General features: G+C 47.2%; 14 protein-coding genes. 6 read left to right on the top strand and 8 right to left on the bottom strand.

The annotated features are described in order from the left end of the window. Positions 1-28: 28 nt before the first annotated feature. On the bottom strand, positions 29-409 hold the full coding sequence (locus tag ACVC9U_RS20825; RefSeq protein WP_441391465.1) for an enoyl-CoA hydratase: 381 nt from the start codon (positions 407-409) through the stop codon (positions 29-31). Between the two features lie 306 nt (positions 410-715). Beyond that, positions 716-2,314, bottom strand: a complete 1,599-nt coding sequence (locus tag ACVC9U_RS20820; protein ID WP_075751648.1) for a catalase — start codon at positions 2,312-2,314, stop codon at positions 716-718. 185 nt (positions 2,315-2,499) lie between these two features. Between ACVC9U_RS20820 and katA the strand changes: the two genes are divergently transcribed. The 4 genes from katA to ACVC9U_RS20800 all read left to right on the top strand — a co-directional run bounded on the left by katA (position 2,500) and on the right by ACVC9U_RS20800 (position 6,809). Next, the gene (gene katA / locus ACVC9U_RS20815; RefSeq protein ID WP_075751649.1) at positions 2,500-3,957 is read left to right on the top strand and encodes a catalase KatA; all 1,458 of its coding nucleotides are present in this window, start codon (positions 2,500-2,502) and stop codon (positions 3,955-3,957) included. Positions 3,958-4,073: 116 nt separating this feature from the next. Then, on the top strand, positions 4,074-4,490 hold the full coding sequence (locus ACVC9U_RS20810) for a Fur family transcriptional regulator (protein WP_081379873.1): 417 nt from the start codon (positions 4,074-4,076) through the stop codon (positions 4,488-4,490). Between the two features lie 6 nt (positions 4,491-4,496). Further along, positions 4,497-5,450, top strand: a complete 954-nt coding sequence (hemH, locus tag ACVC9U_RS20805) for a ferrochelatase (RefSeq protein ID WP_075751651.1) — start codon at positions 4,497-4,499, stop codon at positions 5,448-5,450. Positions 5,451-5,783: 333 nt separating this feature from the next. Then, entirely contained in the window at positions 5,784-6,809 is a 1,026-nt protein-coding gene (locus ACVC9U_RS20800; RefSeq protein WP_075751652.1) for a pectate lyase family protein, read from the top strand. 37 nt (positions 6,810-6,846) lie between these two features. On the opposite strand, the gene ACVC9U_RS20795 is transcribed toward ACVC9U_RS20800, so the two are convergent. The 6 genes from ACVC9U_RS20795 to ACVC9U_RS20770 form a co-directional block, all read right to left on the bottom strand. Then, positions 6,847-7,698, bottom strand: a complete 852-nt coding sequence (locus ACVC9U_RS20795; protein WP_075751653.1) for an NAD(P)H-hydrate dehydratase — start codon at positions 7,696-7,698, stop codon at positions 6,847-6,849. 164 nt (positions 7,699-7,862) lie between these two features. Next, entirely contained in the window at positions 7,863-9,614 is a 1,752-nt protein-coding gene (gene cydC / locus ACVC9U_RS20790; protein ID WP_075751654.1) for a thiol reductant ABC exporter subunit CydC, read from the bottom strand. Beyond that, on the bottom strand, positions 9,611-11,335 hold the full coding sequence (gene cydD / locus ACVC9U_RS20785) for a thiol reductant ABC exporter subunit CydD (protein WP_075751655.1): 1,725 nt from the start codon (positions 11,333-11,335) through the stop codon (positions 9,611-9,613). Before cydD ends, cydC begins: the two co-directional genes overlap by 4 nt. Continuing rightward, on the bottom strand, positions 11,335-12,351 hold the full coding sequence (cydB, locus tag ACVC9U_RS20780) for a cytochrome d ubiquinol oxidase subunit II (protein ID WP_020453435.1): 1,017 nt from the start codon (positions 12,349-12,351) through the stop codon (positions 11,335-11,337). Before cydB ends, cydD begins: the two co-directional genes overlap by 1 nt. Continuing rightward, on the bottom strand, positions 12,338-13,744 hold the full coding sequence (locus ACVC9U_RS20775) for a cytochrome ubiquinol oxidase subunit I (RefSeq protein WP_075751656.1): 1,407 nt from the start codon (positions 13,742-13,744) through the stop codon (positions 12,338-12,340). Before ACVC9U_RS20775 ends, cydB begins: the two co-directional genes overlap by 14 nt. Before the next feature lie 247 nt (positions 13,745-13,991). Continuing rightward, positions 13,992-14,198: a hypothetical protein gene (locus tag ACVC9U_RS20770; RefSeq protein WP_441391464.1), complete on the bottom strand. Its 207-nt coding sequence runs from the start codon at positions 14,196-14,198 to the stop codon at positions 13,992-13,994. A 336-nt stretch (positions 14,199-14,534) separates the two neighbouring features. Between ACVC9U_RS20770 and ACVC9U_RS20765 the strand changes: the two genes are divergently transcribed. Beyond that, complete coding sequence (locus ACVC9U_RS20765) at positions 14,535-15,323, top strand: formate/nitrite transporter family protein (RefSeq protein WP_075751658.1); 789 nt, start codon at positions 14,535-14,537, stop codon at positions 15,321-15,323. An 84-nt stretch (positions 15,324-15,407) separates the two neighbouring features. Continuing rightward, complete coding sequence (locus tag ACVC9U_RS20760) at positions 15,408-15,797, top strand: DUF1259 domain-containing protein (protein WP_075751659.1); 390 nt, start codon at positions 15,408-15,410, stop codon at positions 15,795-15,797. Positions 15,798-15,809 lie beyond the last annotated feature (12 nt).

Here is a 15,809-nt window from a genome sequence, read left to right as displayed (position 1 = left end):
CGGCAGGATACCAATTGCCATTCTGCGCTTATGCCCATCCGTAAACCATATCGCCTGAATTGACCTTTTCTCTGATCAGCTCAAGCCTTTCGCTTGAGTTTGCCTCATACCTGCTTCCCGTTTTTGCCGGTATTTTTACAGATAAAATGTTGTCCTTTAATGTATCAGGCTCCTCATCAGTGCTTGTCCATGCGACTCTTTCATAATAAGTCTGATTAAACGGACTCTCCAATCCTTTAATATAAAAGCGAACTGTTTTGCCAACCACCTTGACATCTGTATATGCCGTGCTGTAGGGATGAATCGATTCCTGAGAAATTGACTTTCCGTATGCCAAAACAGACGTTCCGCCGGCACCGCAAAGCATGATTCCCAACATGAAAACGACCGCTGCCAACTTTTTCAACATGAAAACTCCTCCCTTTTTTCAACTTTTTATGAATGTTTAATTTTACCATATTTTCCGTTTGCTTCTTTGCTTTGGATTTGTACATTTGTTGAATATAGGGAAATATTGGTTAAAAGGCGTAAGCGGGGATAAGTTTCTTTTGCTCGTTATTTTCTCGACAAATTGGAGCGAACACCCTAAGCCTCTTCTGTATTCTTCTTTTTCCTCCACGGCTGAACCGATTGTCTCCATTAATTCCAAAATAAAAAGGATACGCTGAAGCGCATCCATATCTTAACATCAATTTGAATAGACAAGGATAATCCTTTAATAAGGATCTTCACTATGCCCTTTTTCTTCCGCCTGTCTCGGCGCATCTTCGGCGCCTTCTGCCCCGATCGGCTCCCGGCTGGATGTATTTTGGCTGGAAGCGTTTTTTAATCCTTCTTCGACCCTGCTTCCATATTCCTTGTCGCATTGCTTCAGCATATCGATCATTTTCGTTTGAATTCTTTGATCGCAGGGGGCAAGTGTATTGACCAGATTCGTAATCAACTCGTCCTTTTCCCAATCTTCGAAATGCCTGTACGTGTCCCCGGCCTGCTTGAAATTATTCTGCCTTTCGATACTTTCGCGCACCAGATTTCCTTCGACATGCGGGGTATATTCTTTGCCATCCTGCTTCGCTTCTTTCAGCCCGTTGATGGTTGAAGGTTCATAGTTGATGTGTGGGCTTTGATTTTTGCCTAAATCGACCTTGTACTGCATCTGGCCGCCCCGCTGATTGGTTGCCACCCTTTTTTTCGGCGCATTGATCGGCAGCTGCAGATAGTTGGCCCCTACTCTGTATCGCTGTGTATCAGAGTAGGAAAACGTACGTCCCTGAAGCATTTTATCATCGGAAAAATCAAGTCCGTCGACAAGAACCCCTGTTCCAAATGCCGCTTGCTCGACTTCCGTAAAGTAGTCTTCCGGATTTTTGTTTAATACCATTTTGCCGACAGGAAGCCAAGGAAATTGCTCCTCAGGCCATAGCTTTGTATCGTCAAGCGGATCAAAATCGAGTTCAGGATGCTCATCATCGCTCATGATTTGAACGAACAACTCCCACTCGGGATAGTCTCCCCGCTCAATCGCTTCATATAAATCCTGTGTGGCGTGATTGAAGTTCTTCGCCTGAATTTCTTCCGCCTCTTTTTGCGTCAAATTTTTTATGCCCTGCTTCGGTTCCCAGTGATATTTCACAAGGACGGCTTCTCCTTCTTGATTTACCCATTTGTACGTGTTGACACCGGACCCCTGCATCTGCCGGTAGTTTGCCGGAATGCCCCAAGGAGAAAACAAAAATGTGATCATGTGCATGGCTTCAGGCGTGTTGGAAATGAAGTCAAAGATTCTTTCGCCATCCTGCAAATTCGTAACCGGGTCCGGCTTAAATGCATGGATTAAATCAGGAAACTTCACCGCATCGCGGATAAAGAAGATCTTCAAGTTGTTTCCGACCAGATCCCAGTTCCCGTCTTCCGTGTAGAACTTAACGGCAAATCCGCGGGGATCACGAAGCGTTTCCGGTGAAGATATCCCATGGGTCACCGTCGAAAAACGGACAAACACCGGGGTTCTCTTCCCTTTTTCCTGAAACAGTTTTGCTCTCGTATATTTTGAGACCGGCTCATCGCCTGCTGTTCCATAAGCTTCAAAATAGCCGTGCGCTCCGGCTCCCCTGGCATGGACGACCCGTTCGGGAACCCTCTCCCTGTCAAAGTGGCTGATCTTCTCCAAGAAATCATAGTTCTCCAATGTAGAAGGCCCCCGGTTGCCCACGGTCCTGATATGCTGATTGTTTGTGATCGGGTGGCCCTGCCGGTTTGTTAACGTATCATCCGTCTCCATGTCAGACTTCTGCTCGTTTGAATGCTGATCCATCTCCATACCTCCTTTATTTGGAATCAATAATAATTTATCCCAAATCAAGGAAGTTATTCAGGTTTCAATATATTTAATCAACGATAATAAATTTTTCTTTATAATTATTATAAATAAATATTGTTTTTTTCTTGAGAAATGTTATCATTATTTTGTAATTAAAATTTACGCGAGGTGATCCTTTGATGACGACAAATAAAAACAACCTAACAACCAGCTGGGGCGCTCCCGTTGGAGACAACCAAAACTCAATGACAGCTGGTTCACGCGGACCGACGCTGATTCAGGACGTCCACTTGCTCGAAAAGCTCGCCCACTTTAACAGAGAGCGTGTACCCGAACGGGTTGTGCATGCAAAAGGCGCCGGTGCGCACGGTTACTTTGAAGTCACAAATGACGTTTCCAAATATACAAAAGCCAAATTTTTATCAGAAGTCGGAAAACGCACACCGTTATTCGTCCGTTTTTCAACTGTTGCAGGCGAAAACGGTTCAGCCGATTCCGTCCGCGACCCGCGCGGATTTGCTGTTAAATTTTATACAGAGGAAGGGAACTATGATCTCGTCGGAAACAACACACCTGTTTTCTTTATTCGCGATGCGATTAAATTCCCTGACTTCATTCATACTCAAAAGCGCCATCCGGTCACACATTTGAAAAACCCGGATGCCGTATGGGATTTTTGGTCATTGTCTCCAGAGTCCCTTCACCAGGTGACCATCCTGATGTCTGACAGAGGCATCCCCGCCACTTACCGGCACATGCACGGTTTCGGGTCCCACACATTCAAATGGGTGAATGCCGAAGGAGAAGGCGTCTGGATCAAATACCACTTCAAAACAGAACAAGGCATTAAAAACCTGACCGAAGAAGTGGGGACAAAGATTGCAGGTGAAAACCCCGATTATCATACACAGGACTTGTATGAGGCGATTGAAAAAGGTGATTTCCCGGCATGGAAGCTGTACGTTCAAATCATGCCGCTGGAGGATGCGGATACGTACCGTTTTGATCCGTTCGATGTTACAAAAGTATGGTCGCAAAAAGATTATCCGCTGATTGAAGTCGGCCGCATGGTTCTAAACCGCAATCCGGAAAACTATTTCGCAGAGGTTGAACAAGCTACATTCTCCCCTGGAACATTGGTGCCCGGCATTGAACCGTCTCCCGACAAAATGCTTCAGGGACGCCTGTTCGCATATGCGGATGCGCACCGCTACCGCGTCGGCGCAAACCATAACAGCCTGCCGATCAACCGGCCGAAAGCGGAAGTCCGTAATTATCAAAGAGACGGACAAATGCGCTTTGATTCAAACGGCGGCGGCTCTGTCTACTATGAACCGAACAGCTTCGGAGGCCCTCAGGAAACTCCGGAAAACAAAACAACGGCTTATCCGGTGTCAGGTTCGGCGGACAGCACGGCTTACGACCATAACGACCACTACACACAGGCCGGCGATCTTTACCGCCTCTTGAGCGAAGAAGAGCGGACCCGTCTTGTCAGCAATATTGTAGGTTCGATGAAGCAAGTGACAAAAGACGAAATTAAGCTTCGTCAAATTCAGCATTTCTATAAAGCAGATCCGGAATACGGCACACGAGTTGCCGAAGGATTGGGCTTGTCCGTTCCACAGGAAGTCTGAGGCTCATTCATTTCAATCATTCTCACTTTTATTCTCATTTTTTCAGGAACAGGCACCCGTCTTCTTTAACATGCGGGTGCCTGCCCTTAATCAAAGAACGACAGGGGATGTTACGTGTGGAAGACGAACAGCTCGTCCCTTTATTAAAGAAACGGGGTTTACGAATAACAGCTCAGCGCGTCCTGATTTTAAAAACGATTGTCTCTTTGGGCGGCCATCCATCGGCGGAAGACATTCACCGGGAATTGCCGTACATGAGTCTCCCGACAATCTACAGCAACTTGAAATTATTTGTGAAGCTCGGCATTTTAAAAGAGCTGTCCCACGGAGACGCGAAAAGCAAATATGAACTGTTCACATCAGAGCACTATCATGTCATCTGTAAATCGTGCGGGAAGATCGCTGATCTGGACTATCCTCACCTCAAAGAGGTTGAGCATGCAGCAGCTCAATTGACGAACTTCAAAGTGAACTCGCATTATTTAGGAATTTACGGAATCTGTACAACATGCCAAGAACAGCAGCAGAGGTGAAGACATATGGAACGAAAAAAAGTCGGCCTGTTAGTCATGGCATACGGAACCCCTTATCAGGAAGAAGATATCATTCCGTATTACACGCATATCCGTCATGGAAAACGGCCGTCCGATGATATGATTGAAGACTTGAAAAAACGCTACAAGCATATCGGCGGAATCTCTCCGCTCGCGAAAATTACGCTCGCTCAGGCAAAAGAGCTGGAAAAAACGTTGAACGAGCGCCAAGATGAGGTCGAATACGTGATGTATCTCGGCTTAAAACACATCTCTCCGTTTATCGAGGATGCGGTTGAACAAATGAAAAAAGACCAAATTGAAGCGGCCGTTTCCGTCGTCTTAGCTCCCCACTATTCCACCTTCAGCACTGAAGTATACAATCGGCGCGCCAAACAGGCCGCAGCAGCAATCGGCGGCCCCCGGATCGCATCGATTGACGAATGGTATCAGGAAGAAGGCTTTATTCGCTATTGGTCTGAAGAAATCGGCAGCATTTTAAACGGCATGTCTGAAAAAGAACGGAAAAAAGCGGTTCTTGTATGCTCAGCACACAGCCTGCCGGAAAAAATCAAGGAACATGGCGATCCATACCCGGATCAGCTCGTGAAAACGGCCCGACTAATCGGAGAACGGCTGTCGTTTGACCAGATCGCCGTAGGCTGGCAAAGTGAGGGCAACACACCCGACCCTTGGCTTGGCCCCGACGTCCAAGACTTAACAAAGGAACTGTATCAGGAAGGCTTCCGGTCATTCATTTACGCACCAGTCGGCTTTGTGTCTGACCACTTGGAAGTGCTGTATGACAACGACTATGAGTGCAAAGTGGTTACGGACGAGCTTGGCGCAAGCTATCACCGTCCGCCTATGCCGAACACCGATCCGCGGTTCATCGATACGCTTGCCGCAGTCGTAGAGCGAACATACAACAGCACAGAACAGGAGAAAGCAGAGCTGTAGATCGCTCCGAAAAATGAAAAACTGAAGAAAACATGATTTAGAAATAGAATCTGTGGATTTTCATTTCCATAGATTCTTTTTTTTGCACCATTATGATGAAAGACCTTAAACTAAATGCGCTTATTCTCAGATTCGTGTCATTTGGCATAATCACCAGCTTATGCGCAAATCCAACTCACATCATGATTATTCAGATAATTCAGAAACATATGCTATGCTCTCTCTGATTCCAATAAAAGGGAGGGATAATCAGTGTCCATCACCCGGTATCCGCCGTAATTGTGAGCGCTTCCTATATAGCGGCGGCATGAAAAAAGAATAGGAGGAATTCATATGAAGAAATTAATCAGCATCATCTTTATCTTTGTATTAGGGGTTATCGGGTCTTTGACAGCGGCGGTTTCGGCTGAAGCAGCTTCTTCGTTCAGCTCGGGCAAAGTCAATCCGCTTGCCGATTTCAGCTTAAAAGGCTTCGCGACGCTAAACGGCGGAACATCGGGCGGAGAAGGCGGTCAAACGGTAACCGTAACAACGGGAGATCAGCTGATTGCGGCATTAAAAAATAAGAATGCAAATACGCCATTAAAAATTTATGTCAACGGCACCATTACAACTTCAAATACATCCGCATCAAAGATTGACGTCAAAGACGTGTCAAACGTATCGATTGTCGGGTCAGGGACCAAAGGCGAACTCAAAGGCATCGGCATCAAAATATGGCGCGCCAACAACATCATCATCCGCAACTTAAAAATTCACGAGGTCGCCTCAGGCGATAAAGACGCGATTAGCATTGAAGGGCCGTCTAAAAACATTTGGGTTGATCATAATGAGCTTTACCACAGCCTGAACGTTGACAAAGATTACTATGACGGATTATTTGACGTCAAAAGAGACGCCGAATATATTACATTCTCTTGGAACTATGTGCACGATGCGTGGAAATCTATGCTGATGGGTTCATCGGACAGCGACAATTACAACCGGACGATTACATTCCACCATAACTGGTTTGAAAATCTGAATTCGCGTGTGCCGGCATTCCGGTTCGGAGAGGGGCACATTTACAACAACTATTACAGCAACATCATTGAAAGCGGTATTAATTCAAGGATGGGCGCGCGCATCAAAATTGAGAACAACCTCTTTGAAAACGCCAAAGATCCGATTGTCTCTTGGTACAGCGGTTCACCAGGCTATTGGCATGTATCCAACAACAAATTTGTAAACTCTACAGGCAGCATGCCGACTTCTTCTACTACAACCTATAATCCGCCATACAGCTACTCACTCGACAATGTCGACGATGTAAAATCAATCGTCAAGCAAAATGCCGGAGTCGGTAAAGTCACTCCATAAACTTTGAGGTGAAACGTTCGGAGGCATTCCGAGCGTTTCACTTATTTCCATCCTCATACGCTTTCCAAACCGTAGGCAGCATATCGGAAAGTTCATGCGCGAGAAGCGTATGGGCCGATCTGGTCTTTGTCCATGCGTCCGCACATGCGCCGTGCAGGTGGACAGCATTCAGCACCGCTTCTCTCGGATTCTCATGACAGCACAGCATCCCGAGAAGCATCCCGGTTAACGTATCTCCGGTTCCTCCCTTTGCCAGCGCCCCGTTTCCCGTTACATTCCGCCAGCACTTGCCGTCCGGGAAAGCAATGATCGTTTCATTGCCTTTCAATACAAGAGTAACACCGTGTTCCTCTGCATAATCTCGAGCATAGCCGGCCCGGTTTGCCTCAATTTCTTGAATGGACAAGCCTGTCATTCTCGAAAATTCGCCCGGATGCGGCGTTAATATCACCGGCGCTTTCCTTTCTTGGTACGATCGTTTTGAAAGAGCACCCGCATCAAGGACAACCGGGCATTCTTTCGTCAATACGTTCCGGACCGCTTGCTCAGTCATTTGCGAAGGCGGCAGCCCCGGCCCGATCGCAATCGCCCGGTAAGGTTCGGCAATCTCGCCGGACGCCGCCTTTTCTAAGCCGTCCCGCCAATACGTCGCTTCAGGGAGAACGGGGACGATCAACGGAATGGCACTTCCGCACGTTCCGATGACAAGCTTTCCAAGACCGCTCCGCATCGCCCCGATTCCTGCAAGGAGAGCCGCTCCCGGCATGTCATCGCTTCCCGCGAGCAAAAGGCCGGTTCCATAAGTTCCTTTATGACTTCCATTCCCCCTTTTCGGCAATGAGCCCTTCACGCAGTCTTTCGTCCATATCGGCAATTGTTCTGCAGACATCCCGGATCACACCTTTCAATACAAAGTTTAAACAAACGTTTAATTAAATACTAACTGAATCATACCCTTCACCGCTCTTTAACATGCAAAATAAAAGCAGTTGATGAGCGGGCCATATAAAAAAGACAGCTTCTCGGCTTGAAGCTGTCTTTTGCGGTTTTCTACTAAGAAAGCCGGCCGACAGGCGCATCCAGACGATAAAGTCTTGAATAGCGAGGATTGTTTTCCAAAAGCTGCTGATGGCTCCCTGCCATTGCAAGCTTCCCTTTGTCTAAAAACAGAATCCGGTCGGCCGCTTCGGCTCCTGCCAAATGGTGTGTAATCCATAGAACAGTCTTTCCATCAAGCACTTGAAACATCGTTGATAGAAGCTCTTTCTCTGTTTTAGGATCGAGACCTACGGTCGGTTCGTCCAATACAACGATTGGCGCATTCTGCAGCAGAATCCGCGCCAATGCAATCCGCTGACGTTCTCCGCCTGAAAAACGAATGCCCGTTTCCTGAACAGATGTATAATATCCTTCGGGAAGAGACTGAATATAATCGTGAAGCTTCACCTGGCGCGCTGCCCAATACACGTCCTCATCGCTCGCGTCAGGGTTTCCGAGCCTGATATTATTCAAAACCGTCGTATCAAACAGATGCGGCTGCTGATTAAAAACAGAGACTGCGCGTGAGATTTCTCCCTGAAGAGACTGTGCAGAAATGCCGTTCAATGTAATGTTTCCTTTAGAAGGAGCGAGCGCCCCTTGTATCAACGACAAGATCGTCGATTTACCCGCGCCGCTCGGCCCGAGCAAAGCGGTCTTTTCACCCTGTTTTAATATAAATGAAACACCGTCCAACACCGGATGGCCTTCTTCATAAGAAAAAGAAACATCTTCAAAGCGAAGCGTGACATCGTCCAAACCTACGGCCTCCGCCCGTTCCTGCTGAACAGCGGCTCCAATTTCTTCCCTTTTCGACGGCTCAAGCCCGTCCATTCTTTCTAAAGAATCCTGATACTCAGGGATTGACGCCGCTGCGTCTGAAAGCGGAAAGAAAGCTTCCGTCAAAGGAAACACAACAAGGACAAACGCCGCAATAAACACAGGAGCCAAGGCGCCTTCCGCGCTTTGTCCGCCCGCCCATATCAACATCAGAAGAACAAGTCCTGCCGCCAGGCATTGCATGGCAAAGTCCCTCCAACGACTGAAGCGCATCCGTTTCTTTTCGATCGCCAGCCATTCCTGTTCTGCTGCTTCATACGCATGGACGAAGTCGTTTTGCCGGCCGCTGAAAACCCAGTCGCTCACGCCCATGACCGCGTCTGTCAGCTGACGGTACAAGAGGCTTCGTCCTCTTTTCAACGCAACATTTTTCGCCCTTGTCACAAGCAGGGAAACAAGCGGAACAAGAAACACGAAAACCGCTGCATAGATCGCGATCAGCCCTGCAAAAGGCCATGAAAAAAAGCCGATAGCAGTGATGTATACGCCATATAAAAGAAGCGCCGACAGCCCGGGAAATACCGTTCTCAAATACATGTCCTGCAAATGCTCAACATCGTCGGCCAAAATGCCGAGCATATCCCCCGTTCGGAAGCGTTCACGCCATTTTAAAGCTTGAGGTTCCAGCATCCTGTAAAGCCTGACGCGCATATCGGATAAAATTTTCAAGATGATATGGTGTCCGGTCAACCGCTCAACATAGCGCGACACCGAGCGCATAATCCCGAAGGTGCGGACCGCTACGATCGGGACATAGATCATCAAAACATTTTCCGGACGCGTAGCCGCTTTGGATATTAAATAACCGGAGGTAAACATGAGAGCTGCAGCCGAGCATGCCGTCAATCCGCCAAGCAACACGACAATGATCAAAAGCCTTATATTTTTCTTGATATAGGGCAGAATCCACCCGTCTTCATTGTTCATGATGCACCTCCAAACGACTGCGCCTGCACGAGCTCATAATAAACGCCCCGCTTTTCAATCAATTCTTGATGTGTACCGGTTTCAGCCACCTGCCCATCCTTCAGCACGATGATTTCATCCATATCAAGCATCCAGTGAAGACGATGGGTTGCCAAAAAAACCAGCTTGTCTTCAAACAGTTTCAGCATCGTTTTTTTCAACTCGTATTCTGTTTCGATATCCAAGTGAGCGGTCGGCTCATCTAAAAGGAGAATCGGACGGTTGCCCAGGAAAGCCCGGGCAACGGCTGTGCGCTGCGCCTGTCCGCCGCTTAATGCCCTCCCGCCTTCACCGATCCGCTCTTCTAAGCCGGACGGAAGCTGATCAATCAGCTCCGTCAGCCCGGCGGCTCTTGCTGCCTGTTCAACTTCTTCGTCAGAAGCGCCGGGATGATAAAAACGGATATTGGCTCCGAGCGTATCCGGAAAGATATAGGGATGCTGCGGAATATACAGGAGCTGATTTTGCCAGCTGTCCGTCTGCAAATGCGTCCTCTCTTTTCCCCCGACTTTGATCACGCCGCTATTCGTTTCCAAGAAACCGCCGAGCACATCGATAAGCGTAGATTTTCCGGCACCGCTCTCCCCGATGATTCCGATTTTTTTCTTTCCTTTAAACGATAGAGAAATGCCGGATAAAGAGGAGTTTTCCTCCTCATCATGCCTCACCTCTACATGCTTGAACTCGATTTGATCGTCGTCTGACCATCGCTCAAGATCCAAAGGCTCCTCATACTTGAAACCGGGCGACTCCAATATCGCCTTGATCGCTTTACCGGCTTCCCGGCCGTTCAACGTAGCATGATAGTCATTGCCGACTTCCCGGACAGGAAGAAAAAACTCAGGCGCAAGAATCAGAATGGCAAGCGCCGGCTCCAGCATGATGGTGCCGTCAACAAGACCGAGACCGAGAAAAACGGCTACGGTTGCCACGGACAGCATGGTGAAAAAATCAAGTGCAAACGAAGACAGAAAGGCAATTTTAAGCGTGCCCATCGTCGCCTTCCTGTACCGTTCGCTCACATGAAAAATATTCTTCGTATGTGAACGGCTCATGCCCAGCACTTTCAATGTTTCCAGGCCGCGCAAGGAATCAGTAAAATGATTTGAAAGCATCTCATACGTCTTCCACTGGCTGTCCGCTTTTCTCTTTGCCGCATAGCCGAGAAGGATCATAAATGCGATTAAAATCGGCATCGTAATCATTAATACTGCAGCGGAGGATGTGTCTTTAAAAAAGACATAACAGACAACCGCCGGCGGTATAACGGCCATGCTGATCATTTTCGGCAAAAACAGCTCCAAATAACGGCGAAACTGCGCAATCCCTTCCATCGCGAGTGTGACGACGTGACCTGTTCCTTCTTTTCTCGCCAGTCTGGGGCCGGATTGGAAAAGCTTCTCCAAAAACTTTTTCCGCAGGTCGGCCCCCGTCTTGGCGGCATAATCAAAAATCAGCCTTTGCCTGACAAGGGTCACGGCGTGGCGGAATAAAAAAGCGGCGGTAAATAAGATGATCAGCGGAACAAGCGAACCGACCCGCTCGCCGTTAAAAAGGCGGGTCACCGCTTCAGCAAGCCATTCGGCCTGCATGATAATAGCTGCGCCTTGCATGCATGTCAGTACGGTGAGTGCTGCAAGAATTCGCTTCATTCCTTTATATTGCAAAAGATCTTTTCCCATTAATAAATCATTGGCTCCTTACTGCTGACCCGTTTTCGAAAAACATAGTAACTCCAGATCTGATAACCCAGCACGAACGGAAGCAGTGACAGCGCGACGATCGTCATCACTTTTAAAGAATAGTCTCCTGATGAAGCATTATAAACCGTTAAATCATATGCACTTTTGACCGAGCTGATCATGACGCGCGGGAACAGCGCAGTGAAAATCGTCGCCACTGTGAGGGCGATCCCAGCCCCTGTCATAGCAAATGTCCAGCCGTCGCGTTTTTGTTTCATAAATACGATCGACAGCACATAGCAAACGACAATCAGAGCCGCAAGCGGTATCGTCACATGTCCCCTGCCCGTGAACAAGTCCGTTTCAAAAATGGATAAAGCAACAAAGGCAACAAGCGCCGCCAAAACGGCGAATACGACTTTTTTGGCCAGCTGTCTTGCCCGGTCGCGCAAATCAGCTTCCGTCCTCAACGTAATAAAGATCAGGCCATGCAGCAGGCAGAGAAGCGTAACGGTGACTCCCCCTGTTACGGAATAAACGTTCACATAGTCAGTAAAACCGGCGTGCAGATTCATATCGGCATCAATCGGCATGCCGCGCAAGATGCTGGTAAACAAAACACCGAACAAAAACGGGGGCAGGATGCTGCCGAAAAATACGACCCAATCCCATGTTTTCTTCCATTTTGCGGTTTCGACTTTCCCTCTAAATTCAAACGCGACTCCGCGTCCGATCAATGCAAGAAGAACAAAGACAAACGGAATGTAATATCCGCTGAACATCGTGGCATACCAGTTCGGAAAAGCCGCGAAAATCGCGCCTCCCCCAGTCAGCAGCCAGACTTCATTGGCATCCCAGAAAGGGCCGATCGTATTGATCATCACCCTCCGTTCAAGCTCGTTGCGTCCGAGAAACCGTGTCGCCATTCCGACGCCGAAATCAAAGCCTTCAAGAAAGAAAAAACCGATGAACAGCACAGCGACTAATATAAACCAAAGTTCATTAAGAGATACCATGGTAAACCTCCTGATCAAACGGGTCTGTCGATACGGAATCATCATGATGGTGGTCATGGTGTGCAGCCCCTTTTTTAATCTCCCGCACAAACAAGTAGACAAGAACGAGCGCCAGTACAAGATAAATCGCTGTAAACGCGATGACGGAAAACAGCAGCATTCCCGCTGATACGTTCGGCGACACGGACTGCGCCGTTGTCAAAATACCGAACACCGTCCACGGCTGGCGTCCAATTTCAGTCATGATCCACCCCGCCGTATTTGCAATGAATGGAAAGGCGATCAAAGCCACCATCGTCCGCAAAAACCATTTGCTTGTTTCGAGTCTTTTGCGGAAGCTGAGATAGAGGCCAGTCAAAGCGGCAACGATCATTAAAAGTCCTGAGCCGGCCATGATTCTGAAACTCCAGAACGTCGTTTTCACCGGCGGAATATAATTTCCTTCTCCGTATTTTTCTTCATATTGCTTTTGCAGCGTCTTCATTCCGGGCACATCGCCGCTGAATTGTTTATAAGCCAAATAGCTGAGCGCATACGGGATGCTGAGCTCTGATTTGTTTTCCTGCTTGTCCGCGTCAATGTTCGCAAGCACCGTCCAAGCTGCAGGATCGCCGCTGTCATCCCAAAGCGCTTCGCTGGCAGCCATTTTCATCGGCTGGCTCTTCATCAGATGCTGTGCCTGCTCATGTCCGCTGAACGCTACGCCGATGCCGGAAACAAGCGCCACAATCATCGCGATTTGAAAGGATTTTTTAAAAAAGAGCAATTCCTGTTTTTTCAGCATTTTATACGCGCTGACACCGGCAATGAAAAACGCACCGGTGGCAAGCGCACCGAAAATGACGTGCGGAAATTCAACCCATAGCTGCGGGTTATTAATAATCGCAAAGAAATCGGTCATTTCCGCGCGGCCGTTTTTGATCGCGAATCCGACAGGCTCCTGCATAAACGAGTTGGCCGCTAAAATCCAAAACGCCGACATGATCGTTCCAAGCGAAACAAGCCAGATGGACAGCAAATGGATCTTCTTCGGAAGCCGGTCCCAGCCGAATATCCACAAACCGATAAACGTCGATTCCATAAAGAAAGCGAGCAGCGCTTCCACCGCGAGCGGAGCGCCGAATACATCACCGACAAAGCGGGAGTACTCCGACCAGTTCATTCCAAACTGAAATTCCTGTAAAATCCCGGTGACCACACCGACTGCAAAATTAATTAAAAATAAGTGCCCCCAAAATTTAGCCATCGTTCTGTAAATGTCTTTTTTCTTTACGACATAAAGAGTTTCCATTAAAGCAACCATAAAGACAAGCCCGATTGACATCGGCACAAAAATAAAGTGAAAGATCGTTGTTGAAGCAAATTGAAATCTTGCCAAAATGAGTTCGTCCACTGTTCCAGTCTCCTCCTCTTCGTTCTAGCCGGACCCGTTGCCGAATGGGCATCACCCTTGCTCAAAGTTTCACATGAATTTTATGAATATGATCACAGACAAAAGGGTGACCTCGGCCCACATTGATGTTCTGTTATTATCCGGATGGTTATTTATACCTGTACTTTACCGCGAATTCCTTCTTAAATAAAGTACATATTCCCTAATTTATGGATGTCATTGTGACAATTATACGAAGAAATTATAGCTATTTTGTGACGTGATGGTTAACAAGAACTAAATCAACATGAGAAAAATGCCCCTCATCCACGCGGAGCATTTCGTCATTCAACATTTGCGATTTTCTGTGCAAAGCCTTGCGGGTCAAAAGAATACCGTGATATGCAAACAAACAAATTCGGCGCTTTCCTTCAGTTTGAAAACGCCCGACGGAAAGTCCTGTTATTTTGTCCAATCTGTGAAATCTTCCTTCAGCCTTCTGCGCACGTCCTTCATCTATGCCTTCATGCAGCACCGGCTGACTGGACTGCGCATTTACCTGCTTGCTGCCGTATCCCTCCCTGTACAGCTATCTTTGAAACATCGCTCCCTCAGGCTTTAACGAATGGATGGAATATTTATGACTTAAAAATAAACAATAACGATACCCTGTTTATTCTATGAAAATCGAACCATACATTTGTTCAAACAAAATACACAAAATTTGTGAAATGTTTCACAATATCCTGCTATACTTAGGTTGTATTTATGATAGATACTTCTTAGTAAACACTTGATGGTGGTGGAAAACATGGAATCAAAATCACTTGTTCTAGTCGAAGAGCTTGCCTTAAAAAAGCAAAGCATCTTTATGCAAAGCCCGCTTCGTTATCTTTTACGGGCTATGCTGGCCAGTATGTTTATCGGGTTCGGAGTCATTGTAGCGTTTAAAACGGGGAATCTCTTTTATGTTGAACATTCTCCGTTCACATATCCAATTGCAGCAATCACATTCGGGGGCGCCATTATTCTAATTGTCTATGGCGGAGGAGATTTATTTACGGGAAATACATTTTATTATACATTGGCTGCGCTTCGTAAAAAAATGCGTTGGCCCACTGTTATCAAGCTGTGGATTTTCAGCTATGCAGGAAATTTAATGGGCGCCGTGTTTTTCGCAGGCCTCATCTTTGCGACCGGTTTATTTAAAGATCCTTCTTCCACCGGCTTTATTCTTAGCGTGGCGGAGCATAAAATGAATACGCCGGTGACCGAATTGTTCTTCAAAGCGATTTTGTGTAACTGGCTTGTCTGCCTTGCGTTCTTTGTTCCGATGGCACAAAAAGGAGACGGAGCGAAAATGTTCTCTATGATGCTGTTTGTTTTTACTTTCTTTATTTCCGGTTATGAACACAGCATCGCGAACATGGCCACTTTTGCCGTCTCCCTGGTGACCGAGCATCCGGATACGATTTCGATTGCAGGCGCAATCCATAACTTGATTCCAGTAACCCTCGGGAACCTGATCGGAGGCGCGTTTATGATGGGCTTCATGTACCACTATGCAAACAAGCCGGGCGGTGAAGAAATCATCAAATAAAAGGATCGTCCATTTTTAAAGGATTCTAAATATGCGGGTTCCCTTCATAAAATCGTGGTAACTTTAAAAATGGAGGTTCAGCAGATGCAAAGTTTTCATTCGCTTTGCCAGCAGTTTGGACATATTTTAAATGGGGAGCCGCACATTGAACACGGTGTCTGTTCTGTCAGCATCAAACGGAATTTGCGCGTCACGATTCAAGGAAGACCAAGCAAGGGAGTCGGCATGGAAGAAGTCATGTTCGAGTCGCTCGATCAAAACGGAACCGCCTTGAATATGGCCGAAGTCGCAATTTTGCCTGAAGAAATTCCGCTGTTTACAAAAAAGCTTGTCGATCAAGGCATCATCATCAGCGCTCTCCACAATCATTGGATTTTTACAAAACCGAATATCTTATATATTCATTTTCAATCTGTAGAACCGCCGCTAACATTCGCAAGAAAAACAGCTGCCGCTTTATCCGTATTGCGATAAAGCAGCAGCTGT

The organism is Bacillus sp. GM2, from assembly GCF_056155945.1.
The sequence above is the reverse complement of the archived record's forward strand: the minus strand, read 5'-3'. Positions and strand labels throughout refer to the sequence as shown.

Coding starts and splice junctions, on each gene's coding strand:
- ACVC9U_RS20795 (WP_075751653.1), bottom strand. CDS start 7,698: ATGTCTGCAGAACAATTGCCGATATGGACGAAAGACTGCGTGAAGGGC.
- ACVC9U_RS20800 (WP_075751652.1), top strand. CDS start 5,784: ATGAAGAAATTAATCAGCATCATCTTTATCTTTGTATTAGGGGTTATC.
- ACVC9U_RS20760 (WP_075751659.1), top strand. CDS start 15,408: ATGCAAAGTTTTCATTCGCTTTGCCAGCAGTTTGGACATATTTTAAAT.
- ACVC9U_RS20765 (WP_075751658.1), top strand. CDS start 14,535: ATGGAATCAAAATCACTTGTTCTAGTCGAAGAGCTTGCCTTAAAAAAG.
- hemH (WP_075751651.1), top strand. CDS start 4,497: ATGGAACGAAAAAAAGTCGGCCTGTTAGTCATGGCATACGGAACCCCT.
- ACVC9U_RS20820 (WP_075751648.1), bottom strand. CDS start 2,314: ATGGATCAGCATTCAAACGAGCAGAAGTCTGACATGGAGACGGATGAT.
- katA (WP_075751649.1), top strand. CDS start 2,500: ATGACGACAAATAAAAACAACCTAACAACCAGCTGGGGCGCTCCCGTT.
- cydC (WP_075751654.1), bottom strand. CDS start 9,614: ATGAACAATGAAGACGGGTGGATTCTGCCCTATATCAAGAAAAATATA.
- cydB (WP_020453435.1), bottom strand. CDS start 12,351: ATGGTATCTCTTAATGAACTTTGGTTTATATTAGTCGCTGTGCTGTTC.
- cydD (WP_075751655.1), bottom strand. CDS start 11,335: ATGGGAAAAGATCTTTTGCAATATAAAGGAATGAAGCGAATTCTTGCA.
- ACVC9U_RS20825 (WP_441391465.1), bottom strand. CDS start 409: ATGTTGAAAAAGTTGGCAGCGGTCGTTTTCATGTTGGGAATCATGCTT.